The sequence below is a fragment of the Mesorhizobium sp. B2-3-6 genome, from assembly GCF_006442305.1.
In the GTDB taxonomy this organism is placed as follows: domain Bacteria; phylum Pseudomonadota; class Alphaproteobacteria; order Rhizobiales; family Rhizobiaceae; genus Mesorhizobium.
Window position 1 is genome coordinate 58,227 of the sequence record NZ_VFVW01000014.1, and the last position, 26,668, is coordinate 84,894.

Below are 26,668 nucleotides of genomic sequence, written 5' to 3' on the forward strand. Positions count from 1 at the left end.
TTTCTCCGCCGATTTTTCCCGTCCGAGGTTCCATGTCCACGACGATTTCGCCGCTCGCGCCGAAGAAATACCCCAAGATGCCTGAGATCGAGGGGGTGCGCATCGCCACCGCCGAAGCGGGGATAAAATACAAGAACCGCACCGATCTCCTGGCCATGGTCTTCGAGCCCGGCACGGCGGTCGCCGGCGTGTTCACAAAGTCGAAATGCCCCTCGGCGCCAGTCGATTTCTGCCGGCAGAACCTTGCCGCGGGCAAGGCCCGGGTGCTCGTCGTCAATTCCGGCAACGCCAACGCCTTCACCGGCAAGAAGGGCCGGGACTCCACCGCGCTGACGGGCGAAGCGGCAGCCAAGGCTGCCGGCTGCACGCCAGGCGAGGTGTTCCTGGCCTCGACCGGCGTCATCGGCGAGCCGCTTGACACAACCAAGTTCAGCCATCTGCTGGCTGGTCTGGTCAGCAACGGCAAGCCCGACCTGTGGACCGAGGCGGCCAAAGCCATCATGACCACGGACACTTATCCGAAGGTGGCGACGCAGACCGTCAAGCTCGGTGACACCGATGTCACCATCAACGGTATTTCCAAGGGCGCCGGCATGATCGCACCCGACATGGCCACGATGCTGTCCTTTGTCGCCACCGATGCGCCGATCGCCGCCCCCGTGCTGCAGGATCTGCTGTCGCGCGGCACGGCCAAGACCTTCAACGCGGTGACCGTCGACAGCGACACCTCCACCAGCGACACGCTGCTGCTCTTCGCCACCGGAAAGGCCGCCAAACGCGGCGCGCCGGAGGTAACCGACCCCAAGGATGCCCGTCTGGGGGCGTTCCGCCGTGCGCTCGGCAAAGTGCTGAAGTCGCTGGCGCTGCAAGTGGTGCGCGACGGTGAGGGCGCCCGCAAGCAGGTCGAAGTCACCGTTACCGGCGCGAAATCGGCGCGCTCGGCCAAGCGCATCGCGCTCTCGATCGCCAATTCGCCGCTGGTCAAGACCGCGGTCGCCGGCGAGGACGCCAATTGGGGCCGCGTCGTCATGGCCGTCGGCAAGGCCGGCGAGCCGGCTGACCGCGACCGCCTGTCGATCTGGTTCGGCGACAACAGGCTGGCGCATGAGGGCGAGCGCGATCCGGCCTATTCGGAGGAAGCGACCTCGGCGTATATGAAGCGCGACGACATCCGCATCCGCGCCGATATCGGCATCGGCCGCGGCAAGGCGACGGTGTGGACCTGCGACCTCACCAAGGAATACGTCGCCATCAATGGCGACTACCGGAGCTGACGGACTTGGTTTCCAAACATCCGGCCAGCATGCTGGCGACAGTGCGCCGCTATGAGGCGGCCGGGTTCCGCGCCTGGCCCGCGGCGGCAGTCCATTATGACGGCACCTGGGTGGTGCGGCTGACGGCCGGACATCCGGCCAAGCGGCTGAATTCGGTCAATCCGCTCGATCCCGGCGACACCCAGCACATCGCCGACCGCATCGGCCGCGCCAGCCGCCGTTTCGATGCCTATGGCCGTCCGCTGACCTTCCGCATGTCGCCGTTATCGGGGCCGGATCTGGCCAGCCATCTCGACCGCGAGGGTTGGAGTCGGTTCGACGAATCGCTGGTGATGCGGCTGCCGCTGGCCGATGCCCAGCTCGACGCCGCCATGGACCAGATCCCGTTGAAGGACATCAGCCGCTTCATCGGCGCGTCGCTCAAGGTCAGCGGCTCGGACGCGTCGCTGCGGCCAGGCCTGTCGGAGATCATCGGCGCCATCCAGCCCGAGGCCGGGCTGTTCGCGCTCGAGGCTGGAGCGGAACCACTGGCGACGCTGATCTGCGTCCATGACGGCGATCTCGCCGGCCTGTTCGAGGTCGCCACCGACAAGTCGGCACGCAACAAGGGCCACGGCCGCAACCTGATCCTGTCGGCGCTGAAATGGGCGCGGCTGCGCGGCGCGCGGGAAGCCTGGCTGCAGGTCGAGGCCGGCAATGTGCCGGCGCTGGCGCTCTATCATTCTCTCGGCTTCGACGAGGTCTATCGCTACCACTACCGCCGGCCGCCTGTTCATGGGTGAAATCGGGCATGAATGATGTGACGATCGCCGGCAAGCGCCTGCTCCTGGTCGCCGCCTGCGCCCTGGTCGACGCCGACGGGCGCGTGCTCCTGGCGCAGCGGCCCGAGGGCAAGCAGCTTGCCGGGCTCTGGGAGTTTCCCGGCGGCAAGGTCGAGCCCGGCGAGACGCCGGAGCAATGCCTTATCCGCGAGCTCTATGAGGAGATCGCGATCGAGACCGACATCCCGTGCCTGGCACCGCTCACCTTCGCCAGTCATAGCTACGACGATTTCCATCTTTTGATGCCGCTTTTCATCTGCCGCCGCTTTCGCGGCATCGCCCAGCCGAAGGAGGGGCAGGCGCTGAAATGGGTGCGGCCCAGGCAGATGCGCGACTACCCGATGCCGCCGGCCGACGCTCCGCTGATCCCGTTCCTGATCGACCTCCTGTAGGCGAACAGAACCGCTAGCGGCCTGTGGCTGAGCGGAGCTGCGGGGCGCATAAACCAGCATTAATGGAAGATTTATCTCATCATGAAAAATTGATGCAAGGCTGCCTCGTCGCGGCCGTGCCGGCGATTTTCTGGGGAGCGACAGCATGAGCCTAGACAGGGATTGGGATTCGATCCGGCCCGACCGCAGTTTTCGCGCCGCGGATGCGGGCATGGGCGTGTTGCGCGTCACGCTGCTGTTCGGGTCGGCCGCGGTGGCGCTGGCCCTGATCGCAACGCCCTTCCTCGAGAGCCAGACGCGCTCGCAATCGGCTCGGAATTTTGCCAGCGGTCTCGACATGACTGCCACTGGTTCGATCACTCGTCGCGATACCTATACGGTGCGCCGCAGCGTGCTTCAGCCGCAGCCCGATTCGGTCTGCATCATCCGATCCGACGGCCGGACCAGCGGCGACTGCTGATCGGGTCCAAGACATTTTCAGAGGCGGCGGTTTCATCGCCTATTAAGCCTGTGCCGTTAACCTTTCTTAACAGGTCGGCGGTATGGTTCCGGCAAGAGGGATCGACGTGATGAAAACAGTGCTGCTGCGTTTCCTGAACGATGAAAAGGGCGCCACGGCCGTCGAATACGGCTTGATCGTCGCCGTACTGTCGCTGACGATCGTCGGCGGCATCAGCCAGGTCTTCAACGCGATCACCTGGCTGTTCAGCGACAATGGCAGCAGGCTTGCCAACGCTTTCGCACCCTGATCTGGCTGTCCGCGTCCGCGGACACTGTCATTGCCCCTTGGGCTGCTCCAACACAGTCTTCAGCGAGATCTTGGCCGAACCCGGCTTGAGCGGCTTTTGCTGCGATGCATCGGGCGCCCAGCCGGACATCCAGACCATCGAAAAGCTTGCGCGGATGCGGCCGTCGGGATCCGAAAACCGCTCGGCGTAGATTTGCGCGGCGCGGGCGAACAGCTGGCGTGTGCCCGGCCGCCGGCTGCGATCGGCAAGCGCGCTGGTTTCGCCCATGGCGCGCAAATCGGCCATCAGGTTGAAAAGACTGTCATAGCGCACCGTCACCGTCTCGACATCGGCGACCGGCAGAGCGAGGCCGGCGCGCTGCAGCAGCGCTCCCGCGTCGCGAACGTCGGTGAACGGAATGACGCGCGGGCTGGCGCCGCCGTGAAGCTCGGTCTCGGCCGCCAGCAGGCTTTCACGCAATTCGCCGAGCGTGCCGGCGCCGGCGAAGGCGCCGAGGAAAAGCCCGTCCGGACGCAGCGCACGGCGGATCTGCACCAGCATGCCGGGAATGTCGTTCATGGCCTGCAACGAAAGAAGCGACACCGCCAGGTCGAGGCTTTGCGGCTCGAAGGGCACGGTTTCCAGCGGCGCTACCATGCCGGCGGAATTGCCCAGGAAAGCCGTATCCGCCTCGACACGGACGATGTCCGCCACCTTGCCGCTCGCGGCGAGGATGTCGGCTGCGGCCGACGTCTGGCAAAACAGCACCGCTGCCTTGCTAAACCTGCGCTCCACGGCACCCAGCCGGTCGGCAAGATCGTCGGCACTGCGCCGCATCAGGAAGTCCGCGCCGCCGACCGGATGATCGAGCGCGCGCTGCTTGTGCGCCAGCCACAGTGAGGTGTCCATTATCGGCAGCAAACGGGCAGATCCTTTGTTTGTCCATTCCCCGATGGAGTTGATATAGTGGCGCACAGCACCCACCACGTGGCCGATCCCATGCCCAAGATCAAGCCTCTGGACATCAGGAACCTTGCACGGTCGGCGGCGAACTGGCCGGCGCGCATCCTGTTCCCGCCTGTCTGCGCCGGCTGCCGCAGGCATGTCTCGCAGCCCGGCGTTCTGTGCGGCGCCTGCTGGCCGAAGTTGCGCCTCCTGGAGCGGCCCTGGTGCCCGGTGATGGGCACGCCGTTCACCCACCATATGGGCGAGGGCTTTCTGTCCGCCGAGGCGATCGCCGATCCGCCGCCCTTCGAGCGGGCGCGGGCGGCCGTCGCGTATTCCGGCGTCGCCCGCCAGATGGTGCAGGGGCTGAAGTACCAGGATCGCACCGACCTGGCGCCGTGGATGGCGCGCTGGATGCTGCGCGCGGGCGCTGACCTCATTGCCGAGGCGGATGTGGTGGTGCCGGTGCCGCTGCACTGGCGCCGCTTCTTCAGGCGGCGGTTCAACCAGTCGGCGGAATTGGCGAGGGCGGTCTGCGAGCTCAGCGGCCTGTCTTTCGCACCCTCGGCCATGCGGCGTGTCAAGCTCACGCGCCAGCAGGTCGGGCTGGAGCGCAAGGACCGCGAGGAGAATGTGCGGGCCGCCTTTCGCGTGCCTGCTGAAGCGGAAATCGAGATCGCCGGCCGCCGCGTGCTTTTGATCGACGACGTCTACACCACGGGCGCCACGGTTCGCGCCGCCAGCAAGGCGCTGAAAAAAGCAGGGGCCGGCGCCGTCGACGTGCTGACCTTCGCACGCGTGCTGCCGGGGGACTTTCGGGCCGACGAGTCCACGACTATATAAGTCGGCAACAAACAGTGGAAATTCGTCATGGTCGACGTCACCATCTATACACGCATGATGTGCGGCTACTGCACGGCCGCCAAGCGGCTGCTCGAGCGCAAGGGCGTCGCCTATACGGAGCATGACGCGTCGTTTTCACCGGAACTGCGCCAGGAGATGATTTCCCGCGCCCATGGCCGCACGACCTTTCCGCAGATTTTCGTCGGCGACACGCATGTCGGCGGCTGCGACGACCTCCACGAGCTGGAGGCGCAAGGCCGGCTGGACAAGTTGCTCGCCAATGGTTCGACGAATTGAGGATATGACGATGGGTGTTTTCAAGGCGGCCGCGATCCAGATGCGTTCGGGCGAGAGGCCAGAGCGCAACGCAATTGATCTCGAGCGGCTGGTGCGCGAAGCAGCCGGCCAGGGGGCCACCTACATCCAGACACCGGAAATGACCGGAGCGCTGGTGCGTGACAAGAAGGCCGCGTCTTTCACCTCAGAGGACAAGGACATCATCGTCGGGACCGCCCGCCGACTGGCCCGCGAACTTGGCGTCCACCTGCATATCGGCTCGACCGCCATCCTGCGCGCCGACGGCAAGCTCGCCAACCGCGCGCTGCTGTTCGGCCCGGACGGCGCCACGCTCGCCTCCTATGACAAGATCCACATGTTCGACGTCGATCTCGACAATGGCGAGAGCTGGCGCGAATCCGCGACCTACGAGCCCGGCACGGAGGCGGTCGTCACGGCCATCGAAGGCGCCAAGCTCGGCTTTGCCGTCTGCTATGACCTGCGGTTTCCGCAACTGTTCCGCGCCGAGGCGCTGGCCGGCGCCGACCTGCTTTCCGTGCCCGCCGCCTTCACCCGCCAAACCGGCGAGGCGCATTGGCACGTGCTGCTCAGGGCACGCGCCATCGAGAACGGCGCCTATGTCGTGGCCGCTGCGCAAGGCGGCCTTCACGAGGACGGCCGCGAAACCTATGGCCATTCGCTGATCGTCGATCCATGGGGCCGCGTCATCGCGGAGGCGGCGCACGATGAGCCGGCGGTGATCGTCGCCGAGATCGACTCGGCGCAGTCGCTGGCGGCTCGCAAGAAGATCCCCAATCTGAAAAATGCGCGGGATTTCGCTATCAATGCCGGTTCGTCCGAGGCATCGCGTCTCAGGGGAGCGGCCTCTTGATCCGCTTCTCCCTGATCTGCGAAAACGATCACGAGTTCGAGGGCTGGTTCCGCAGCAATGACGATTTCGACACGCAAAAGAAGCGTGGCTTCGTCGATTGCCCGACCTGCGGCTCGCACAAGGTGGAGAAAGCCCTGATGGCGCCGGCCGTGTCGACGGCGCGCAAGCAGGAAACGATAGCGCTCGCCATGGGCGAGGCGCAGAAGCAGGCGCTGGCGCAGCTGAAGGCAATGGCCGAGAAGGTGCGCGAGAATGCCGATTATGTCGGCGACAAATTCGCCGAGGAAGCGCGCAAGATCCATTTCGGCGAGACCGACCCGCGCGGCATCTATGGCGAGGCGACGCTGGAGGAGGCCAAGAGCCTGGCCGAGGACGGCGTCGAGTTCATGCCGATCCCGGTGTTTCCGGAGGATCGGAACTGAGCGGTCAGCTCACGCTGCCGATCAATTTTTCAAGCAGGCGCGAAAGCGTTTCCCGTTCGGCTTGCGTCAGGCCGGAAAGAATCTCGTGCTCGTTGGCAACGTGGGCAGCAACGGCCTCGTCGATCAAAGCGAGACCTTTTTCAGTCAACCGCACGACGATGCCGCGCCGGTCGTTGGGATGCGGACCGCGCACGATCAACCCCGAGGTTTCGAGCCGGTCGAGCCGGTTGGTCATGGCGCCCGAGGTCACCATCGTCGCCTCGTAAAGGGCGGTCGGGGTCAGCGCGTAGGGCGCGCCCGAGCGGCGCAACGTGGCCAGCACGTCGAATTCGCCGGCCTGCAATCCATAGCGCGCAAACAACGGCGCGAGGCGCTCGCGGGCAATCAGCGAGGATGCTTCATTCAACCGCCCGATCACGCCCATCGGCGAGACGTCAAGGTCCGGCCTCTCCCTGTTCCATTGTTCGATCGCCTTTGCCGCCCTGTCCATCTATTCTGCCATGTATCTTGACGTTAAGAATCTTTTCGTTATCTTATCGGAAAATGAAGTGGCGGCCAAGTGCCGGCGACGATGACGAGGACCATCAGATGAAATTTCTCTGGGATTCGGCGCTTGGCCTGCTGGTCGTGACGGGCGCCCTGCTTGGCCTGACGCTGCCGTTCGGCAAGCTTGCGACCGCCGCCGGCGTTCCGGCCATGGTCTGGGCCTTCGTCATCTCGCTCGGTGCCGGCGGCGTGCTGTTGCTGGCTCTCCTGCTGCGTGGCGAGCGCATCAAGCTTACGGCGCGCAAGCTGCGCTATTTCTTCGTCACGGCGGCGGTGTCCTATGCCTTTCCCAACCTCTTGATGTTTTCGGCCATCCCGCATCTCGGCGCGGGATATACGGGCATCATGTTCACGCTATCGCCGGTGATCACGCTCGTGTTCTCGATCTTGCTTGGCGTTCGGCGCCCCAACCTGCTCGGCGTCATCGGCATTGCGGTCGGCTTCATCGGTGCGGTCATGGTCGCGCTTACACGCGGCGAAGCTGGCCAACCGGCCGATTATTTCTGGGTAACGATCGGATTGCTGATCCCGGTCAGCCTTGCCGCGGGCAACATCTACCGCACCGTCGACTGGCCCGAAGGAACCGGCCCGATCGAGCTTGCCGTGGGCAGCCATCTGGCGTCGGCGACCTTGCTTCTCCTCGGCATCCTGACGCTTTTCGGCTGGCAAGCGTTTGTTCCGCTGGGCGCGGTACCGCCTGTGGTCGTCGCGCAGATGGCGTCGGCTTCGGCAATGTTTGCCTTCTTCTTCCGGCTGCAGGCGGTGGGCGGCCCGGTCTATCTCAGCCAGATCGGCTATGTGGCGGCGGCCGTCGGGCTGTTCGCGGGCACGATCTTCCTCGGCGAGCACTATCAACTGCTGACCTGGGCAGGCGCTGTCATCATCACGGCCGGCGTGTTTATCACCACCAAGGCGCAAAGCGGGACCAGCGCGAGGGCGCAGAGTCAGGCGGCGTGAGCCGGTTCAGACCGTGCCCTTTTCCGCCAGCACCATATAGTTGACGTCCATGTCTTTCGACCGCTGCCAGCGGTCGGCGAGCGGGTGGTAGACGACGCCGGTGCGGTCGATGACGGTCAGGCCGGCGCCGCCGAGCGCCTTTTCCAGCTCTTCCGGGCGCACCAGCTTGCCGAACTGATGAGTGCCGCGCGGCAGCCAGCGCAGCACATATTCGGCGCCGATGATGGCCAGCCCTAGCGCCTTCAGCGTGCGGTTGATCGTGGCCACGAACATGATGCCGCCGGGCTTGACCATCTCGCCGCATTTGGCGACGAACAGGTCGATGTCGGCGACATGCTCGACCACTTCCATATTGAGGATAACGTCGAATTTTTCGCCGGCGTCGGCCAGGTCCTCGGCCGTGGTGGCGCGGTAGTCGATCGGCACGCCGACTTCGGCGGCGTGCAATTTGGCCACTTCGATATTGGTGGCGGAAGCATCGGCGCCGACCACTTCGGCGCCAAGCCGCGCCATCGGCTCGCACAGCAGGCCGCCGCCGCAACCGATGTCGAGAAAGCGCAGGCCCTCGAATGGCCGTGCCGCGCGCGGATCGCGGCCGAAGCGCGTTGCCACCTGGTCGCGTATGTAGGCAAGCCGGATGGGGTTGAACTTGTGCAGCGGCCGGAACTTGCCGTTCGGGTTCCACCATTCGGCGGCAAGGGCGGAAAAGCGCTCCACTTCTCCGGCATCGATCGTCGATCGTCGGGGCTCTGGCATCGATTGGTCTCCTCGGACGCTAGCAAGTCGGGCGTGGGGGAGGGAAAGTCAAGGCTGCATTTTCGCCTGCTGACAGTGCGAGGCCGGCACCGCCGACAAGCGCCCTCTATTGCCGGCGGCGCCCTGTCAGGACGTGTCAGCTCAGGGAGCACCTCGGCCGAAACAAAAAAGCGGCGGCGTGCGAAAAAGGGAAGATCGTGTTGAGAAAAGGAGATGGCCGTGATTCAGACCGCATCGATCCTTTGGCGCAGGCTCGACCTTGAAGGTCACGATTCCTGCATGCTCTCGCAGCGGCCCGGCGGGCACCGCCTGAAGGGGCAGGCCATCTTCCTGCAAGACGACAAGCCGTGTTGCATCGCCTACGAGGTGGATTGCGATGCCAGCTGGCACACGCGCTCGGCACGGGTCGAGGGCTTTCTCGGCCCGCAAGAGCTTTCCCTGGGGATCGAACGCCGCGCCGACGGCTCCTGGGCGCTGAATGGCGAGCCGCAGCCGGAGGTGGCCGGCCTGATAGACGTCGATCTCGGCTTCACGCCGGCTTCGAACCTCCTGGCGATCCGCCGGTTCGCGCTCGCCGTCGGCGAAGCGACGCCCGCGCCGGCCGCCTATCTGGCCTTTCCCGAGCTCAGAATGATGCGGCTCGACCAGGCCTATCGGCGCCTCGACGCGGCCCGCTACGCCTATGCCGCGCCGGCATTCGGCTATGAGGCGGTTCTGGAGGTCTCTCCACTCGGCTTCGTGCTCGACTATCCACATTTGTGGAAAAGCATCGTGCGCCTGGGCTGACGCCCGTCGCCGTGTGAGCCTTGCCGGTTGGGCCCTGCGCAAAATGAAGTTACCGTTCAGCCCGCGCGGCGCTCTTCTTATGAGCCGTCGCTTGCGAAGCCTGGATGTTTTGGCTAAGGAGGCCGCGCATTCAGCGGCCGGCGCCAGCCGGGCGCTTTCCTCGGTTTTTCGGCGCAGAGCCGGCTTCAGTCAAAGGCATTTCGCTTCCATGGCGCGCATCGTGATGAAATTCGGCGGAACCTCCGTCGCCGACATCGCCCGCATCCGCAATGTGGCGCGTCACGTCAAACGGGAGGTCGATGCCGGCCACGAGGTGGCGGTGGTGGTCTCGGCGATGGCCGGCAAGACCAACGAACTGGTCGGCTGGACGCGCGAGGCCTCGCCGATGCACGACGCGCGCGAATATGATGCCGTGGTTGCGTCCGGCGAGCAGGTGACGGCAGGCCTCCTGGCGATCACCTTGCAGAACATGGGCGTGCACGCCCGCTCCTGGCAGGGCTGGCAGATCCCGATCAAGACCGACAACGCGCATGGCGCGGCACGCATCCTCGACATCGACGGCGCTTTCCTGGTCAAACGCTTCGGCGAGGGCCAGGTGGCCGTCATCGCAGGTTTCCAGGGCATCGGACCGGACAACCGCATCGCAACGCTTGGTCGTGGCGGCTCCGACACCAGCGCGGTGGCGATCGCGGCCTCCGTCAAAGCCGACCGCTGCGACATCTATACCGACGTCGACGGCGTCTACACCACCGATCCACGCATCGAGCCCAAGGCGCGGCGGCTGGCCAAGATATCGTTCGAGGAAATGCTTGAAATGGCCTCGCTCGGCGCCAAGGTTCTGCAGGTGCGATCGGTCGAGCTTGCCATGGTGCACAGGGTGCGTACCTTCGTGCGGTCGTCCTTCGACGATCCCGACGCGCCCGGAATGGGGGATTTGCTCAATCCGCCCGGAACGCTTATTTGCGACGAGGAAGAAATCGTGGAACAGCAGGTCGTCACCGGAATTGCCTATGCCAAGGACGAGGCGCAGATTTCGCTGCGCCGTGTCGGCGACCGGCCGGGCGTTGCCGCCGGCATCTTCGGGCCGCTGGCCGAGGCCAACATCAACGTAGACATGATCGTCCAGAACATTTCCGAGGACGGCAAGCTTACCGACATGACCTTCACGGTGCCCTCCGGAGACGTGGACAAAGCGCTGGCCGTGCTCGACCGGCTGAAGGCCGATGTCGGCTACGACGTCGTGCAGTCGGAAGCCGGCATGTCGAAGGTCTCGGTCATCGGCATCGGCATGAGAAGCCATGCCGGCGTTGCCGCCACCGCCTTCAAGGCGCTGGCCGAGAAGGCAATCAACATCCGCGCCATCACCACCTCCGAGATCAAGATTTCGATACTGATCGACGGTCCGTACACGGAACTCGCGGTTCGCACTTTGCATTCCGTCTACGGTCTGGATAAGCAGTAGCAGACTGAATCAGTTGTTGCGTGCGTGCCGGCGGCGGCCGAAACTGCGCCGGCAGGAAGCCTATTGGAGAAGAAGCCGCGATGCGTGACCCGGCCAGTGGCCCGCGCGTTCTGCTGAAACGGCTCCGCGAGCTCATGCAGGAGCCGCTGGAGCCGCAGGAGCGGCTCGATCGCATCGTGCGCGACATCGCCTCCAACATGGTCGCCGAAGTGTGCTCGCTCTATGTGCTGCGCGCCGATTCCGTGCTCGAACTCTACGCCACCGAAGGCCTGAACCCCAACGCGGTGCACCTGGCGCAGCTCAGGCTGGGGCAAGGCCTGGTCGGCACGATCGCCGCCAGCGCGCGGCCGCTCAACCTGTCCAATGCGCAGGAACATCCGGCCTTCGCCTACCTGCCGGAAACCGGGGAAGAGATCTACAATTCCTTCCTCGGCGTGCCGGTGCTCAGGGCAGGGCGCACGCTGGGCGTGCTGGTGGTGCAGAACAAGACCATGCGCCACTATCGCGACGACGAGGTCGAGGCGCTGGAAACCACCGCCATGGTCATCGCCGAGATGATCGCCACCGGCGATCTGGCGCGGCTGACGCGGCCCGGCCTCGAGCTCGACCTGCGCCGCCCGGTCAGCTTCACCGGCCTGTCGTTCAACGAGGGCGTCGGGCTCGGCCATGTCGTGCTGCACGAACCGCGCATCGTCGTCACCAACCTGTTCAACGAGGACAGCGAAGAGGAAGTCCGCCGGCTCGAGGCATCGCTCGGCTCGCTCAGGCTTTCCATCGACGACATGCTCGAGCGCCGCGACGTCGCCTTCGAGGGCGAGCATCGCCAGGTGCTGGAAGCCTACCGCATGTTCGCCAACGACCGCGGCTGGGTCCGGCGGCTGGAAGAGGCGATCCGCAACGGCCTGACGGCGGAAGCTGCGGTCGAAAAGGTGCAGAGCGACATGCGCGCGCGCATGCTGCACATGACCGATCCTTATCTGCGCGAGCGGATGAGCGATTTCGACGACCTCGCCAACCGGCTTCTGCGCCAGCTGATGGGACGCGGGCCTGACGATGTCGCGGCCTCGCTGCCGAAGGATGCCATCATTGTCGCCCGCTCGATGGGCGCCGCCGAACTGCTCGACTACCCCCGGGACAAATTGCGCGGGCTGGTGCTCGAGGATGGCGCCGCCACCAGCCACGTCGTCATCGTCGCGCGCGCCATGGGCATTCCCGTCGCCGGGCAGATGAAGGGCGCCGTTTCCATGGCGGAAAACGGCGATGCCATCATCGTCGACGGTGAGGAAGGCGCGATTCATCTTCGTCCGCAGTCGGATCTCGAAGCCGCCTATGCCGAAAAGGTGCGGTTCCGGGCGCGCCGGCAGGAAGTCTACCGCGAACTGCGCAAGAAGCCGTCGGTGACCAAGGATGGCATTGCGGTCGACCTTTTGATGAATGCCGGGCTTGCCGTCGACCTGCCGCAACTGGCCGAGTCGGGTGCCGCCGGGATCGGCCTGTTCCGCACCGAATTGCAGTTCATGGTCGCCTCGACCTTTCCCCGTGCCGAGGCGCAGGAGCGGCTCTACCGCGACGTGCTCGATGCCGCGCGCGGCAAGCCGGTGACCTTCCGCACCATCGACATCGGCGGCGACAAGGTGCTGCCCTATTTCAAAGGCGCCATCCAGGAAGAGAACCCGGCGCTCGGCTGGCGGGCGATCCGCCTGACGCTGGACCGTCCGGGATTGCTGCGCACCCAGATCCGCGCCCTGCTGAAAGCCTGCGGCGGGCGGGAGCTCAAGCTGATGCTGCCGATGGTCACCGAGCTCGGCGAGATCGCCCAGGCGCGCGAAATCATCGACCGCGAGGTGCGGCATCTGTCGCGCTTTGCCCATCATTTGCCGACCAGCCTCAAGCTCGGGGCAATGTTGGAGGTGCCGTCCCTCCTGTTCCAGCTTGACGAGTTGATGAAGGCGGTCGACTTCGTCTCGGTCGGCTCGAACGACCTGTTCCAGTTCGTGATGGCGGTCGACCGCGGCAACACGCAGCTTTCCGATCGCTTCGACACGTTGTCGACGCCGTTCCTGCGGGTGCTCAAGACCATCGCCGATGCCGGTGCCCGCAACCACACGCCCGTCACACTCTGCGGCGAACTCGCCGGCAAGCCGATCTCGGCAATGGCGCTGGTCGGCCTTGGTTTCCGTTCTATCTCGATGTCGCCCGCTTCGATCGGTCCGGTCAAGGCGATGCTGACCGAATTGCCGCTGGAGGCGTTGAAAGCGTTCTTCGACGACAATCTGATGGCGCCGGCCCAGGGGCTGCCGATGCGGGCGCTGCTGCAGGCCTTTGCCGACGACCGCTCAATTCCGTTATAGCACCTTTGCAATGATCTCCCTTCCCCGCGACCGCATGGATCAAGTCGTCAAGCGTTTCGAAATGCTCGAAGCGCAGATGTCGGCCGGCCCGGCGCCGGATGCCTATGTTAAGATGGCATCGGAATATGCCGAGCTCCAGGAGATGGTTGCCAAGGTCAGAGCCTTGCGCTCGGCCGAGCAGGAGCAGGCCGATCTCGAGGCGATGCTCGCCGACAAGGGCACCGATGCCGAGATGCGGGCGCTCGCCGAGGCCGACCTGCCAGAGGTCGATGAGCGCATCGAAGCGTTGCAGAAGGACATCCAGATCCTGCTCTTGCCCAGGGATGCGGCCGACGACAAGAACGCCATCCTGGAAATCCGCGCCGGCACCGGCGGCGACGAGGCAGCATTGTTCGCCGGCGACCTGTTTCGCATGTATGAGCGCTATGCCGCTTCGCGCGGCTGGCGGTTCGAGACGGTATCGGCCAGCGAGGGCGATGCCGGCGGCTATAAGGAAATCATCGCCACGGTTTCCGGCAAGGGGGTTTTCGCGCATCTGAAATTCGAGTCCGGCGTCCACCGGGTGCAGCGCGTGCCCGCGACCGAGGCCAGCGGACGCATTCACACCTCGGCGGCGACGGTAGCCGTGCTGCCGGAGGCGGAGGAAGTCGACATCGACATCCGGGCCGAAGACATCCGCATCGACACGATGCGCGCGTCGGGCTCGGGCGGCCAGCACGTCAACACCACCGATTCGGCAGTGCGCATCACCCATTTGCCGACCGGCATCATGGTGGTGCAGGCGGAGAAATCGCAGCACCAGAACCGGGCCAAGGCCATGCAGATCCTGCGGGCCCGGCTCTATGACCTGGAACGCAGCAAGGCCGATGAGGAGCGCTCGGAATCGCGCAAGTCGCAGGTCGGCTCCGGCGACCGCTCGGAACGCATCCGCACCTACAATTTTCCGCAAGGCCGCGTCACCGATCATCGCATCAACCTGACGCTCTACAAGCTCGACCGGGTGATGATGGGCGAACTCGACGAAGTCATCGACGCTCTGATCGCCGATCACCAGTCGAAGCTGCTCGCCGATATCGGCCTCGATGGCTGATCCTTTGCCCCAGGCGCTGGGGCCGCTGCTGCGGGAAGCGAGAGCGCGCTTGGCGGCGGTCGATAATCCGGCGCTCGATGCAAGACTGATCGTGGAGCACTTTTCAGGTACGACCCGCACGCAGGCCATTGCCGATCCCGAACATGCGGTCGATGCCGCCGCTCTTGTCCAGATCGACCGCGCCTTGAGGCGCCGCGCGGGCGGCGAGCCCGTGCACCGCATCCTGGGCTATCGGGAGTTCTACGGGTTGCGGCTGTCGCTGTCGCCGGAAACGCTGGAGCCGCGGCCCGACACCGAAACGCTGGTCGAGGCCATACTGCCCTTTGTCAGGGCAACCGTCATGCGCGAGGGCGAGTGCCGCATCCTCGATCTGGGAACCGGCAGCGGAGCCATCGCGCTGGCGCTGCTCAGCGCCGTGCCGGCAGCGATTGCCACCGGGGTCGACTTCTCGGAAGGGGCGTTGAGGACGGCAACGCGCAATGCCGCGCAATTGGGGCTTGGCGACCGGTTCACGGCGCTGCTGTCCGACTGGTTTGAAAAAGTTTCTGGTCGATACCATGTAATTGTCGCAAACCCTCCCTATATAGGATCGGAGGACATCGGAAATCTGCAGGATGAAGTCCGGGATTTCGACCCGCGCCTGGCCCTGGATGGCGGCGCGGATGGGTTGGCCCCTTACAGGGTCATCGCCGCTGAGGCGGCTAAGTTTCTAGAAGCCGGAAGCAGGATTGCGGTCGAGATCGGCTACACACAGCACATCGAGGTCACCGCTATATTTCGCTCGTCCGGCTATGCGGTCGCTGGTGCGTTCGGCGACCTCGGCGGAAACGACAGGGTTCTTGTCTTTCAACGGGGAAAGCCTTGACGCAGTGCGAAAAAAACCGCTTGGCAATGCCGGGGAATGCGGCTAGGGTCGCGTTAACCGGATGAGACGAAGCAGGCAGTGCTCTTAGCGATTCGGTTTTCCTTGGAAATAGCTGCCTTCTTGCGCAAACGACGCCCAAGCTTCGTGCGGGAATCGTCCGGCAAGTGATGTAACCGGAACAGGATGGCACGTGGCGCCAACGCAATTGATGCGGGCGAACGCCGGTGAAGAAACGAAACGGCTGGCTGCATGAGCGCCACCGTTCGTGAAGAGTTTTCGAAAATTTCAATATGAAGAGAGTCGAATGAGGCCACAACAGCAGAACAGGCGCATGCGCGGTCGCAACAACAATGGCGGCGGCGGCAACAACAACAATAACAACAACCGCAAGGGGCCAAATCCCCTGACGCGCAACTACGAGAGCAACGGCCCGGACGTGAAGATCCGTGGGTCTGCTCAGCAGATCGCTGAAAAGTACGCCACCCTTGCCCGTGATGCGCAAAGCTCCGGCGACCGGGTGATGGCGGAGAACTATCTCCAGCACGCCGAGCACTATAATCGCATCATTGCCGCCGCGCAGGCGCAGATGCCGATCCAGAACGTCCAGCAGAATCGCGACGAATTCGACGATGATGGCGATGAGGATCGCGACGAGTTCGACAATGCCGGCAACGCCGGCAACAACGTTGCGGATGCGCCGGTTCCGGTGATCAACCACGGCGCGGGTCCGCAGCCGGTTATCGAAGGCATGCCGGCCGAAGTCGCGCTGAACCGGGAAAACGGCCGCGATCGTGATAATCGCGATCGTGATAATAATGGCGGGCGCAACAGTGGCGGCCGCGACAACAATGGCGGACGCCATCGCGACCGCCGCCCCAATGGCGGCTATGGCCAGAACAGCCAGCGCGGCGATTATGGTTCGTCCGCCGAGCAGGGTGCCCAGCAGCAGCGCAACGAGACGGCCGAACAGGCCGAGGTCGCCACGCCAGCCGAATCCGCCGCGCCGGTCGAGCAGGCGGCGCCGCTGTTCGAGAACCTGTCGCCGGCCGGGCTCGCAGCCCAGGCCGAACTCAATGAGACGGCCGCGGAGACTAGTCCCAGCCGTCGTCCGAGGCGTCCGCGCCGCCCGCGCGGCAATGCCGACCAGATCACCAGCGGCAACGACAATGCCGACGCTGGCGAGGTGGTCGCGGCGCCGACGGACAATGGCAACGCCGACACCGCGGTCGCCGACATCGACAACTGAGCGGCGACGCTTCCATGCATTGAACGGCGGAGAGAAATCTCCGCCGTTTTCGTTTTGCGCGGCCGTGGAATATTATGCTTTCGCAGCCATCGAGACGTCTTGAGGGTTCGCGGGTTGCGCACCATATCAGCCTCAACTGGATCCGGCTCTCACGGGCGGGTCCGTCACCGCAAACTGATCCGGTGCCGCAAAGCGGGCCGGTGATGGAAGGAGACAGGTATGAATCTCGAGAAATACTCGGAGCGCGTGCGCGGCTTCATCCAATCCGCGCAAACCATGGCGCTCTCGCGCAACCACCAGCAATTCACCCCCGAACATATCCTGAAAGTGCTCGTCGATGACGACGAGGGTCTGGCTGCGTCGCTCATCGAGCGCGCCGGCGGCAGCGTCCGCGACGTCAAGCTCGGCATCGAGACGGCACTCGAAGCGATGCCCAAGGTGGAGGGCGGCAACGGCCAGCTCTATCTGGCACAGCCGTTGGCCAAGGTGTTTTCGACGGCCGAGGAACTGGCCAAGAAGGCCGGCGACAGCTTCGTCACGGTCGAAAGGCTGCTGACCGCGCTGGCGGTCGAGAAATCGGCCAAGACATCAGACATACTGGCCAAGGCCGGCGTTACCGCGCAGGCGCTCAACCAGGTGATCAACGATGTCCGCAAGGGCCGCACCGCCGATTCGGCGAATGCCGAACAGGGCTATGACGCGCTGAAGAAATACGCGCGCGATCTCACCGCCGATGCCCGCGCCGGCAAGCTCGATCCGGTCATCGGCCGCGACGACGAGATCCGCCGCACCATCCAGGTGCTGTCGCGCCGCACCAAGAATAATCCGGTGCTGATCGGCGAGCCGGGCGTCGGCAAGACGGCGATCGCCGAAGGCCTGGCGCTGCGCATCGTCAATGGCGACGTGCCGGAATCGCTGAAGGACAAGCAACTGATGGCGCTCGACATGGGCGCGCTGATCGCCGGCGCCAAATATCGCGGTGAGTTCGAGGAGCGGCTGAAGGCCGTGCTTTCCGAGGTCACTGCCGCTGCTGGCGGCATCATCCTGTTCATCGACGAAATGCACACCCTGGTCGGCGCCGGCAAGGCGGACGGCGCCATGGATGCGTCCAACCTTCTGAAGCCGGCGCTGGCGCGCGGCGAACTGCACTGCGTCGGCGCCACCACGCTCGACGAATACCGCAAGCATGTGGAGAAGGATGCCGCACTCGCCCGCCGCTTCCAGCCGGTCTTCGTCGAGGAGCCGACGGTGGAGGACACGGTCTCGATCCTGCGCGGCCTGAAGGAGAAATACGAACAGCACCACAAGGTGCGCATTTCCGATTCGGCGCTGGTCGCGGCGGCGACGCTGTCCAACCGCTACATCGCCGACCGGTTCTTGCCGGACAAGGCGATCGACCTCGTCGACGAAGCCGCTTCGAGGCTTCGCATGCAGGTCGATTCCAAGCCCGAAGCGCTGGACGAGATCGACCGCCGCATCATGCAACTCAAGATCGAGCGCGAAGCGCTGAAGGTCGAGAAGGACGAGGCTTCGAAGGACAGGCTTGCCCGGCTCGAGAAGGACCTCGCCAGCCTCGAGGAGGAATCGACCGAGATGACCTCGAAGTGGCAGGCCGAGAAGCAGAAGCTCGGGCTCGCCGCCGACCTCAAGAAGCAGCTTGACGAGGCGCGCAACGAACTGGCCATCGCCCAGCGCAAGGGCGAGTTCCAGCGCGCCGGCGAGCTTGCCTATGGCAAGATCCCGGAACTGGAAAAGAAGCTGAAGGAAGCCGAGGCCCAGGACGGCAAGGCCGGCATGGTCGAGGAAGTGGTCACGCCCGATCATGTCGCCCACATCGTCTCGCGCTGGACCGGAATTCCGGTCGACAAGATGCTGGAAGGCGAGCGCGACAAGCTGTTGCGCATGGAAGACGAGATCGGCAAGCGCGTCGTCGGCCAGGGCGAGGCGGTGCAAGCTGTTTCCAAGGCAGTGCGGCGCGCTCGCGCCGGCCTGCAGGATCCGAACCGGCCGATCGGCTCGTTCATGTTCCTCGGCCCGACCGGCGTTGGCAAGACCGAACTGACCAAGGCGCTGGCGAACTTCCTGTTCGACGACGAGAGCGCGATGGTGCGCATCGACATGTCGGAGTTCATGGAGAAGCATTCGGTTGCCCGATTGATCGGCGCGCCTCCCGGCTATGTCGGTTATGAGGAAGGCGGCGCGCTAACCGAAGCGGTGCGGCGCCGGCCCTATCAGGTCGTGCTGTTCGACGAGATCGAGAAAGCGCATCCCGACGTGTTCAACGTGCTCCTGCAGGTGCTCGACGACGGCCGGCTCACCGATGGGCAGGGCCGCACGGTCGACTTCCGCAACACGCTGATCATCATGACGTCGAACCTCGGCGCCGAATACCTGGTCAATCTCCGCGAGGACCAGGATGTCGACCAGGTTCGCGACGAAGTGATGAACGTCGTCAAGGCGTCGTTCCGGCCGGAGTTCCTCAACCGCGTCGACGAGGTGATCCTGTTCCATCGGCTGCGCCGGCAGGATATGGGCCGCATCGTCGAAATCCAGCTCAAGCGGCTGGAAAACCTGCTGGTCGACCGCAAGATCACGCTGTCGCTGGACCAGGAGGCGATCGACTGGCTGGCATCCAAGGGTTACGACCCTGCCTATGGCGCGCGGCCGTTAAAGCGGGTGATGCAGAAAGACCTGCAGGATCCGCTGGCTGAGAAGATCCTGCTCGGCGAGATCCTCGACGGCTCGACCGTCAAGGTGACCGCTGGCTCCGACCGGTTGAATTTCCGTTCGAAGCCGACGGTCGTCGCGACCGAAGCGGCAGCCTGATTGAACGCCGCGCGCCCAGGACGGGCGCGCGGCTTTTCCGCGTCTTTCGGCAGGAGCACGCATGACGCTGGACGACTATAACGGCTTCTGCGCCTCGCTGCCCGCCACATCGCATGTCGTCCAGTGGGGCGGCGCCCATGTCTGGAAGGTCGGCGCCAAGGTCTTTGCCATCGGCGGCTGGAGCGAGGGCCGCGATCCTTTCATCACCTTCAAATGCTCCGACATTGCCTATGATGTGCTGAAGGAGCAGCCGGGCTTGCGGCCCGCACCCTATCTTGCCTCGCGCGGCATGAAATGGATCCAGCGCCAGACAAGCCAGAGCATGGATGATGGCGCGCTGAAGGATTACCTGCGCGAGAGCCATCGTCTTGTCGCCCTGAAGTTGACGAAGCAGGCGCGAAAGGAACTGGGACTTGCCTGAGGCTAAAGCGCGTCACGCTCGACGGATTCAGGCGACGCGCTTTAGCTTTTTGTTCTATGCATATCTTTCGCCCCAAACCGGGCCGCTTTTGGATAATATGCATTTAGCTGATATTCGTCGAGGCGCCGGAAAACCGCCATCTTCATGCCCGGTTCATATTGGAACCTTATGGTCGGGCGGTGGTTCGCTGGCGAAGGACTCGCTACGCGCGAAAGCCGCCGGCGACGGCAATTACGGACCGGAGAGTTTGCCCACGATGTTGCGGACGATCTTCACCCTTTCGGCACTTGCGGCCGGACTGGCGTTTTCAAGCGCGTTCGCCGCGCCGACCGAGGACGCTTCGCCGCGGGTCGTCCGCCCCGCTGACGGCGGCATCCTGCTGGCCCAGGACGGCAATCTCGACATCTATTACGACGCCAGGGGCAACCGCGTCATCGTCGATGCGGACACGGGCAAGGTCATCGCCATCCAACCGCCGCAGACCAGGCTCGACCGACGCGCGCTGCGCCGCGAGACACGGCTGCGCGAACTCGGCCGCGTTCCCGCCGACGACGACCGCTACTATCTCGACGATCCGGAAGACATGGCACGCTTCCGCCGCAGGCAGATGGAAGACGAAGGCCGGGTCATCGCGCCGCCCGTCCAGGGATATGATCCCTATGGCGACAATTCCGTCGAGGCCTACCCGCCGGCCCCCGGCGGCGACGGCGTCTACGACAACTATCCGGAAGCGCCCCAGCCGGCAACGCCGCCCTCCATCAAGCGCCAGCCGCTGAACGAGGCCTCGATAGAGCCGGTCGAGCCCACGGCTCCCGCCGCGCAGCCGGCGCCCGCAGACGAGGCGGGATTACCGCCGAAAGCAGGCGGCAAGACTGTGGTCGACCCGTCGCTTTCGCTCGGAGCACGCCAGGATGTCGCGGCTCTGCAGGTGCTGCTTGATCGCGGCGGCGCTTCGCCTGGCGTCATCGACGGGCGCTTCGGTTCGAATGTCGACAAGGCGCTGGCTGCCTACAACCAGATCACCGGCAGCAATCTGCGATCGACCGACGCCGTCGGCATCCAGGCGGCCCTTGCACAATCGGGCGGCGATGCCTTGGCCAACTACACGATCACGCCGGAGGATGCGGCCGGTCCCTATGTTGCGTCGATCCCGGAAGATTACAGCCAGAAGGCGCAGCTCGACCGCATGGGCTATACGTCGGTCACGGAAGCGCTTGCCGAGCGCTTCCACATGGACGAGAACTATCTCAAGGCGCTCAACCCGGAGGCCAATTTCAACCGTCCCGGAACGATCATCAAGGTTGCCAATTTCGGCAGACTGGTGTCGTCGCCGGTGGCTCGTATCGTCGCCGACAAGGGCAAGAAAGAGGTCTTTGCCTATGATACGGCGGGCAAGCTGGTCGCGGCCTATCCCGCCACCATCGGCTCGTCCGACACGCCGTCGCCGTCCGGCATTCATGCCGTGTCCCGTGTCGCGCTCGATCCGAACTACACCTACAACCCCAACATCAATTTCAAACAGGGCGAGAACAATAAGGTCCTGACCATTCCGCCCGGCCCGAATGGCCCTGTCGGCTCGGTGTGGATCGCGTTGGACAAGCCGACCTACGGCATCCATGGCACGCCGGATCCCTCGAAGATCGGCAAGACCGAAAGCCATGGTTGCGTGCGACTAACCAATTGGGATGCCCGCGAGCTGGCCAAGCTGGTTTCGCCCGGCGTGACGGTGGAATTCGTCGACTGAGACGATGCGGCGTTCGTCGCTGGTTAGAGCGGTTCAGTGTTCGATGGACTTCCGAGCCGCTCCGGCGCTGCGCGCTTTTCCCGGGAAACCGCCACGTTTTTCCTGGAATTGCTCTACCCGATCATCCTGCGCAACCATTTCGCGCTCGGTGTCGCGGCATAAATCAGCTGCACCATGAGAATGAAGCCGACGCTGAGCAGCGGGGTGACCAGACAGAGCAGGGCGCCGACCGCCCACAGAAGCTGCGCCTTGACGATGCGCAGGTAGACCGTGCGTTTCGTTTCGACGTCGACATCATCCGCCAGAAGGCCATTTTTCTCCGCATAGCGCCAGCTGGCGATCAGGGTGACGCCGAGCATCAGCAGATTGAGCCAATAGACGGCGACCGCGGTTCTGAATTCGAGGAAGTCGGCCAGAAGATCGGTCGAGAACGGCAGCAGGGCGATAAAGGCGAGAAAGCACAAATTGAGCGTTGCCAGCCGCCTGTCGGATCTGGTGATCAACCCATGCTGCGCCTGCTGGCCGAACCAGAAGATGGTCAGCGTCAGGAAGGAAAGCGCATAGGTCAGGAAGCGCGGCGCCAACGCCAGGACGGCGTCGAGGAGATCGCCTTCGGAATGGATCGCCTCGTGCGTCGGTACACGAATCTCCAGAACGATCAGGGTCAGCGCGATGGCGAAGACGCCGTCGGTCAGCCCGACGACGCGGTGGAGCCCGGACTGGGATGGTTCGAGCGGTCGCTTCATCGATTTTCTCCCCTGTCTGATCGGCTCCGTCCGATGCCGCGTGAAAGCTTAGCATGCCGGCGCTTGTTTGCACCTGCGTGGGCCGGCACCTGCCAATGCGGCCAGGTGGCTGCGCAGCTGGTTTCAACGACCGGGACCGCTGGCTGGTTGTTGCAGGCGCGCCGCGGGTTTATGCAGGTTGCATGCATTCACCGAGCAAAGCCGCTGCCGTCCCGCCGCCGACCGCCAACGGTACGTTCTGCCCGCAGTCGCAGCGGCGCTATGTGCTGATCGCCGCGATCCTGGCTTCAGCGCTTGGTTTCATCGACGGTTCGATCCTTGCCATCGCCACGCCGGCAATCCGCGTCGATCTCGGCGCCAGCCTGGCGCAAGCGCAGTGGATATCCAATGCCTATGGGCTGACGCTTTCGGCGCTCATCCTTGCCGGCGGTGCTGCGGGCGACCGCTTCGGCCTGCGCCGCGCCTTCGTCGCCGGCATCGCGCTGTTCATCGCCGCTTCATTGGCCTGCGCGCTGGCGCCCAATCCGGCGGTGCTGATCGCGTTTCGTGCAATCCAGGGCGTCGGCGCTGCGATCATGGTGCCGGGAAGCCTTGCCATCATCGCCAAGGCCTATCCGAAAAAGGAGCGCGGCCGCGCAATCGGCATCTGGGCCGCCGCTTCGGCGCTGACCACGGCACTCGGTCCGGTGCTGGGCGGTTTCGTGTTGTCGACCCTTGGCAATGGAATCTGGCGTGCGATATTTGCCATCAACCTGCCGCTTGGGCTGGTTTCGATCTACCTGCTGCTCGCCAAGATCCCGGCGGATCGGCCGACCGAAAAGCGCAGCCTCGATCTTGGCGGCGCGGCGCTGGCGACACTGGCCTTCGGGTTGCTGGCCTACGGGCTGACGGCGATGAACGCGGAGGCTGCCGGATTCATGTCGGGTTCGGCAATCGTTGCCGGCGTGGTCCTGCTTTTTGTCTTCATTTTCTACGAGCGCCGGCAGCGCGAGCCGATGATCGATCTCAATCTGTTTCGCATCGGCGCCTTCGCCGGCGCCAATCTCGCGACCTTCTTTCTCTATTTCGCGCTGTCGGCCAATCTTTTCTACCTGCCCATGCTTTTGATCGCCGGCTGGGGGCTGAGCACGGCCGAGGTCGGCTTCATCTTCCTGCCGCTGTCTGCATTGATCGCACTGCTGTCTGGGCCTGTCGGCCAGTGGTCCGACCGGATCGGACCGCGTTTTCCGATCGCCAGCGGCAGTCTGGTGGTTGCCTTCGCCTTCGCCGGGCTTGGCTTGTTGACGCATGCCGGTATCCACAATTTCTGGACCGGAACATTTCCGCTGATGGCGCTGATGGGGTTCGGCATGGCGCTGGTGGTGTCGCCGCTGTCGACCGCGATCATGACGGCGGTGGAAGACAAGGATACGGGCGCGGCCTCCGGTATCAACAATGCCGTCTCGCGCATAGGCGGCCTGATTGCGGTTGCGGCTATGGGGTCGCTTGCCGCCTGGGTCTACGCGAAGGCCCTGGATGGCAGCGCCTTGCCCGGCGTGCCGGGGTTCGGTGAACCGGCGACGACCGGACTGGCCCCGGCTGTCGACGCCGCACGGCTTGCCGCCAGCGACGCCGCATTCTCGGCTGTTTCCTTTGTAACGGCGCTGCTTTGCCTGCTTTCGGCTGTCATCGCCTGGATGACGATTTCAGGCGAATCATTGCCATGGCGCCGGCCCGCCGAAAACCCTCGCGACTGACGGGTGGATCGAAGGAACTATCCTTCGATCTTGGCGCTCGCGACCTTCAGCGAATCACTGTCTTCCTGCTTCAGCAGGTCGTCGATGCGCTCGCGTTCACGCTTGAAGGCGACAAGGTCCTCGCCCTTCAACACCTTGCCGACGGGCAGGCGGACGCGCATCGGATCGACCTTGGTGCCATTGACGATCAGCTCGTAGTGAAGATGCGGGCCGGTGGCGAGGCCGGTCTGGCCGAGATAGCCGATGGTCTGGCCTTGGCGGACGTGAACGCCCGGTTCGATGCCTTTGGCAAAAGCGCTCTGGTGATTGTAGGAGGTCTCATAGCCGTTGGCATGGCGAATGATGATCTGCTTGCCATAGCCGCCGGCCCAGCCGACCTTCTCGATGACGCCATTGCCCGCGGCGATGATCGGCGTGCCGATGGGGGCTGCCCAGTCGACGCCGGTATGCATGCGGACATAGCCGAGGATCGGGTGCCTGCGCGCGCCAAAGCCGGAGCGGAACTTTCCGGCCGGCAACGGATTGCGCAGCAGGAACTGCTGGGCGCTCGAGCCGTCCTCGTCGAAATAATCCGTGCTGCCGTCCTGCATCTGGAAGCGGTAGAAATTGCGCGTCTGCCCGCCGAAGGTCGCCGAGACGTAAAGCAGTTCGGAATTGTCCGAGGTCTGGTCGTCGCCGTCGGGCTGCGAGAACAGCACTTCGAGACGGTCGGCCGGATTGAGGCGGGACTGGAAGTCGACATCGGAAGCCAACAGCTTGATGAGCCGCTGCGTCATGGCCTTGGACATGCCGTAGGAATAGGCGGCGCGGTAGATGCCGTCATAGACGTTGGGCAGGTTGCCGCGCACCACCACTGGCGCCGACGAATCATCGAACGCCGTCAGCAACTCCGGATTGGGCTCCGGTTCCTGCGCCGGCACATACTGGCCGCGATCGTCGAGCGCGATGGTGACGATATGCTGGGTCCGATCGTAGACGCTGGTGCGCACGACCTTGGCGGCGTCGCCATGGACCTCGAGACCAACACGCAGCACGGTTCCAGCCTTGAGCGCCGGGGCGTTCAAGAGCTTGGTGATCGCCTCGGCCATGCCGGCGGCGTCCTCGCCCGTATAGCCCGAATCTGCGAAGGCTTCCGTGATGGCGAGATCCTTGGTGAAAGGGATGATTTCCTCGGCGAAGGCCGGTGCCTGGTCATCGGCGTTGGCACGTGGCGCGACCGAAACGTTCTCCGGCACGATCCTGACGTCGTAGGAGCCGGCCATGCTCTCGGCAAAGGCCTCGCCAAATCGCTGCGGGTCGACATAGTGGAGCGAAGCGACCTGGACGGCGCCGTCGCTGAGATCGGTGCCGGCCTCGCGCACTACCTTTTCCACCTCATCGGCGGAAAGGTCGCTCTTTTCATCGAAGGAAGCCGTTTCAATGGGGAAGTCGACGGTCTTCAGGCTCATTTCGCTTTCGACCTTGGTGCCGTAGATCTGGCCCGGCGCAGCGGCGGCCGTCGCCGGTTGCGCCGATGCGTCGTCACCGTCGTCGCCGAACACCTGCATCGGATCGAAGGGCGGGTAGGGCCGGTTGGTGGTATGGCCAGCCGCCAATGCCATCTTGATCTGCACGAAAGGCATGGTGTGGATGACATCGCGGTCGCCGACCTTGGTGACCATCGACACTTCCATGCGTCGACGGTCCTTGGCCTTGGCGATCTGGCGCGGCGCCACCAGCCTGGTGGTCTTGGCCATCTCGCCCGAATCGCCATTGCCGGCAAGGCCGATCAGTTCGGCGATCTCGGGTGGCGTCGCCAGTTGCTGGCGCCCGTCGAGGGCGGCGAACAGCGCCACGCCCATCAGCACGCTTGAGGTCACGCCGGTCAAGAATGTCCCCGACAGCCAGCGCGCGGAAACCTCGCGCCGGTCGGGTGGGCCACTGCGGCCGTCCGCGATAAGCGGCGGCTCGTTGCCGAGTTCGGCTATGACATCTTCCGTATCTGGCATCCAGAAAGGCTGCTTTTTCCCCGGGCGGAACGGCTTGTCGCTTTTGTTGTGGCCATGACATTTGCCTGTCACGGCAGGTTAAGTCAACGAAGCCTCGGGCCCCGGTCGAATTCCCCTCGCGCGCTTCTCTTATAGAGCGCTCTGCAAAGAGGGCGGCGTTTCCCTCTCTCGAGGGCTCATCGCACACCTCTATATGAGGCTTTCAAAAGAGGCACCGCGCCGCTGCGCTGCGCCCGCTTTGTTGGTTCTGGTGTCGAACGGCAATGCGGCGGCAATAGGGCTCCTCCGTGGCTGGATACTCCTTGGCGTCCTGTTCCCCAACGGCAGCCGGCTATCGACAAATCGGGCCTGAAATTTCTGTCGCAAAAAATTCAAAAACTTCTTGGATCGGTGTTGACAGTTTGTGAGGGTGGCGACTATATACGCCTCACGAACGAGGGCGGTGCGCCGCTGGCGACGAAGAAGTTTGCTTCTAAGACTGCCCTCAGCGAAATTCAAGAGAGCCGCGTGAGCGACACTCGGACGGCCCCGGAGCCACAAGCGAAGCGGGTCACG

The 26,668-nt window shown here is 64.4% G+C and carries 25 protein-coding genes; 20 read left to right on the forward strand and 5 right to left on the reverse strand.

Translation table 11 applies throughout. The annotated features are described in order from the left end of the window. Positions 1-32 precede the first annotated feature (32 nt). The 5 genes from argJ to FJ953_RS29020 all read left to right on the forward strand — a co-directional run bounded on the left by argJ (position 33) and on the right by FJ953_RS29020 (position 3,236). On the forward strand, positions 33-1,274 hold the full coding sequence (gene argJ, locus FJ953_RS29000; protein WP_140565928.1) for a bifunctional glutamate N-acetyltransferase/amino-acid acetyltransferase ArgJ: 1,242 nt from the start codon (positions 33-35) through the stop codon (positions 1,272-1,274). Positions 1,275-1,303: 29 nt separating this feature from the next. Next, a complete protein-coding gene (locus FJ953_RS29005) occupies positions 1,304-2,056 on the forward strand; it encodes a GNAT family N-acetyltransferase (RefSeq protein WP_140500961.1) in 753 nt (250 codons plus the stop codon). A gap of 8 nt (positions 2,057-2,064) precedes the next feature. Further along, on the forward strand, positions 2,065-2,487 hold the full coding sequence (locus FJ953_RS29010; RefSeq protein WP_140625586.1) for a (deoxy)nucleoside triphosphate pyrophosphohydrolase: 423 nt from the start codon (positions 2,065-2,067) through the stop codon (positions 2,485-2,487). A gap of 145 nt (positions 2,488-2,632) precedes the next feature. Next, positions 2,633-2,947 carry a hypothetical protein gene (locus FJ953_RS29015; protein ID WP_140500915.1) on the forward strand — a complete coding sequence of 105 codons (315 nt, stop codon included), beginning with the start codon at positions 2,633-2,635 and terminating at the stop codon, positions 2,945-2,947. A 109-nt stretch (positions 2,948-3,056) separates the two neighbouring features. Beyond that, on the forward strand, positions 3,057-3,236 hold the full coding sequence (locus FJ953_RS29020; protein ID WP_140500916.1) for a Flp family type IVb pilin: 180 nt from the start codon (positions 3,057-3,059) through the stop codon (positions 3,234-3,236). A 27-nt stretch (positions 3,237-3,263) separates the two neighbouring features. Here FJ953_RS29020 and FJ953_RS29025 read toward each other — a convergent pair whose 3' ends face one another. After that, on the reverse strand, positions 3,264-4,136 hold the full coding sequence (locus FJ953_RS29025; RefSeq protein WP_140513845.1) for a methyltransferase domain-containing protein: 873 nt from the start codon (positions 4,134-4,136) through the stop codon (positions 3,264-3,266). 66 nt (positions 4,137-4,202) lie between these two features. On the opposite strand from FJ953_RS29025, the gene FJ953_RS29030 reads away from it, so the two are divergent. The 4 genes from FJ953_RS29030 to FJ953_RS29045 are packed head-to-tail and all read left to right on the forward strand — an operon-like array spanning position 4,203 to position 6,593. After that, positions 4,203-5,003 (forward strand): ComF family protein, encoded by an 801-nt coding sequence (locus FJ953_RS29030; RefSeq protein ID WP_140500963.1) that lies wholly within the window; start codon positions 4,203-4,205, stop codon positions 5,001-5,003. 27 nt (positions 5,004-5,030) lie between these two features. Continuing rightward, complete coding sequence (grxC, locus tag FJ953_RS29035; protein WP_140513844.1) at positions 5,031-5,300, forward strand: glutaredoxin 3; 270 nt, start codon at positions 5,031-5,033, stop codon at positions 5,298-5,300. Between the two features lie 10 nt (positions 5,301-5,310). Next, positions 5,311-6,171 (forward strand): carbon-nitrogen hydrolase family protein, encoded by an 861-nt coding sequence (locus tag FJ953_RS29040; protein WP_140625587.1) that lies wholly within the window; start codon positions 5,311-5,313, stop codon positions 6,169-6,171. Further along, positions 6,168-6,593: a DUF1178 family protein gene (locus tag FJ953_RS29045; protein WP_140558163.1), complete on the forward strand. Its 426-nt coding sequence runs from the start codon at positions 6,168-6,170 to the stop codon at positions 6,591-6,593. Before FJ953_RS29040 ends, FJ953_RS29045 begins: the two co-directional genes overlap by 4 nt. A gap of 4 nt (positions 6,594-6,597) precedes the next feature. On the opposite strand, the gene FJ953_RS29050 is transcribed toward FJ953_RS29045, so the two are convergent. Next, a complete protein-coding gene (locus tag FJ953_RS29050; RefSeq protein WP_140625588.1) occupies positions 6,598-7,083 on the reverse strand; it encodes a MarR family transcriptional regulator in 486 nt (161 codons plus the stop codon). A gap of 98 nt (positions 7,084-7,181) precedes the next feature. Here FJ953_RS29050 and FJ953_RS29055 point away from each other — a divergent pair, with 98 nt between their 5' ends. Further along, a complete protein-coding gene (locus tag FJ953_RS29055) occupies positions 7,182-8,096 on the forward strand; it encodes a DMT family transporter (RefSeq protein ID WP_140513841.1) in 915 nt (304 codons plus the stop codon). Between the two features lie 6 nt (positions 8,097-8,102). On the opposite strand, the gene ubiG is transcribed toward FJ953_RS29055, so the two are convergent. Next, positions 8,103-8,852: a bifunctional 2-polyprenyl-6-hydroxyphenol methylase/3-demethylubiquinol 3-O-methyltransferase UbiG gene (gene ubiG / locus FJ953_RS29060; protein ID WP_140500923.1), complete on the reverse strand. Its 750-nt coding sequence runs from the start codon at positions 8,850-8,852 to the stop codon at positions 8,103-8,105. A 213-nt stretch (positions 8,853-9,065) separates the two neighbouring features. Between ubiG and FJ953_RS29065 the strand changes: the two genes are divergently transcribed. The 9 genes from FJ953_RS29065 (at position 9,066) to FJ953_RS29105 (ending at position 21,643) form a co-directional block, all read left to right on the forward strand. After that, the gene (locus FJ953_RS29065; protein WP_140625589.1) at positions 9,066-9,638 is read left to right on the forward strand and encodes a putative glycolipid-binding domain-containing protein; all 573 of its coding nucleotides are present in this window, start codon (positions 9,066-9,068) and stop codon (positions 9,636-9,638) included. A gap of 208 nt (positions 9,639-9,846) precedes the next feature. Beyond that, entirely contained in the window at positions 9,847-11,100 is a 1,254-nt protein-coding gene (locus FJ953_RS29070) for an aspartate kinase (protein WP_140625590.1), read from the forward strand. Positions 11,101-11,180: 80 nt separating this feature from the next. Beyond that, positions 11,181-13,451 (forward strand): phosphoenolpyruvate--protein phosphotransferase, encoded by a 2,271-nt coding sequence (ptsP, locus tag FJ953_RS29075; RefSeq protein ID WP_140500925.1) that lies wholly within the window; start codon positions 11,181-11,183, stop codon positions 13,449-13,451. 10 nt (positions 13,452-13,461) lie between these two features. Next, a complete protein-coding gene (gene prfA, locus FJ953_RS29080; RefSeq protein ID WP_140500926.1) occupies positions 13,462-14,541 on the forward strand; it encodes a peptide chain release factor 1 in 1,080 nt (359 codons plus the stop codon). Further along, complete coding sequence (prmC, locus tag FJ953_RS29085; protein ID WP_140625591.1) at positions 14,534-15,406, forward strand: peptide chain release factor N(5)-glutamine methyltransferase; 873 nt, start codon at positions 14,534-14,536, stop codon at positions 15,404-15,406. Before prfA ends, prmC begins: the two co-directional genes overlap by 8 nt. Positions 15,407-15,710: 304 nt before the next feature. Then, positions 15,711-16,652, forward strand: coding sequence for a DUF4167 domain-containing protein (locus FJ953_RS29090; protein WP_140560200.1), 942 nt, complete (start codon positions 15,711-15,713; stop codon positions 16,650-16,652). Between the two features lie 219 nt (positions 16,653-16,871). Then, positions 16,872-19,478, forward strand: a complete 2,607-nt coding sequence (gene clpB, locus FJ953_RS29095; protein ID WP_140560201.1) for an ATP-dependent chaperone ClpB — start codon at positions 16,872-16,874, stop codon at positions 19,476-19,478. A gap of 61 nt (positions 19,479-19,539) precedes the next feature. After that, positions 19,540-19,899, forward strand: coding sequence for an MmcQ/YjbR family DNA-binding protein (locus tag FJ953_RS29100; RefSeq protein ID WP_140500941.1), 360 nt, complete (start codon positions 19,540-19,542; stop codon positions 19,897-19,899). A gap of 256 nt (positions 19,900-20,155) precedes the next feature. After that, positions 20,156-21,643 (forward strand): L,D-transpeptidase family protein, encoded by a 1,488-nt coding sequence (locus FJ953_RS29105; RefSeq protein WP_140500943.1) that lies wholly within the window; start codon positions 20,156-20,158, stop codon positions 21,641-21,643. A gap of 113 nt (positions 21,644-21,756) precedes the next feature. On the opposite strand, the gene FJ953_RS29110 is transcribed toward FJ953_RS29105, so the two are convergent. Beyond that, a complete protein-coding gene (locus FJ953_RS29110; protein WP_140625592.1) occupies positions 21,757-22,389 on the reverse strand; it encodes a TMEM175 family protein in 633 nt (210 codons plus the stop codon). Positions 22,390-22,571: 182 nt separating this feature from the next. Between FJ953_RS29110 and FJ953_RS29115 the strand changes: the two genes are divergently transcribed. Continuing rightward, complete coding sequence (locus FJ953_RS29115; protein ID WP_140500947.1) at positions 22,572-24,125, forward strand: MFS transporter; 1,554 nt, start codon at positions 22,572-22,574, stop codon at positions 24,123-24,125. Positions 24,126-24,142: 17 nt separating this feature from the next. Here the strand turns inward: FJ953_RS29115 and FJ953_RS29120 are convergent, their stop codons facing one another. Next, a complete protein-coding gene (locus tag FJ953_RS29120; protein WP_181168324.1) occupies positions 24,143-26,113 on the reverse strand; it encodes a M23 family metallopeptidase in 1,971 nt (656 codons plus the stop codon). Positions 26,114-26,668 lie beyond the last annotated feature (555 nt).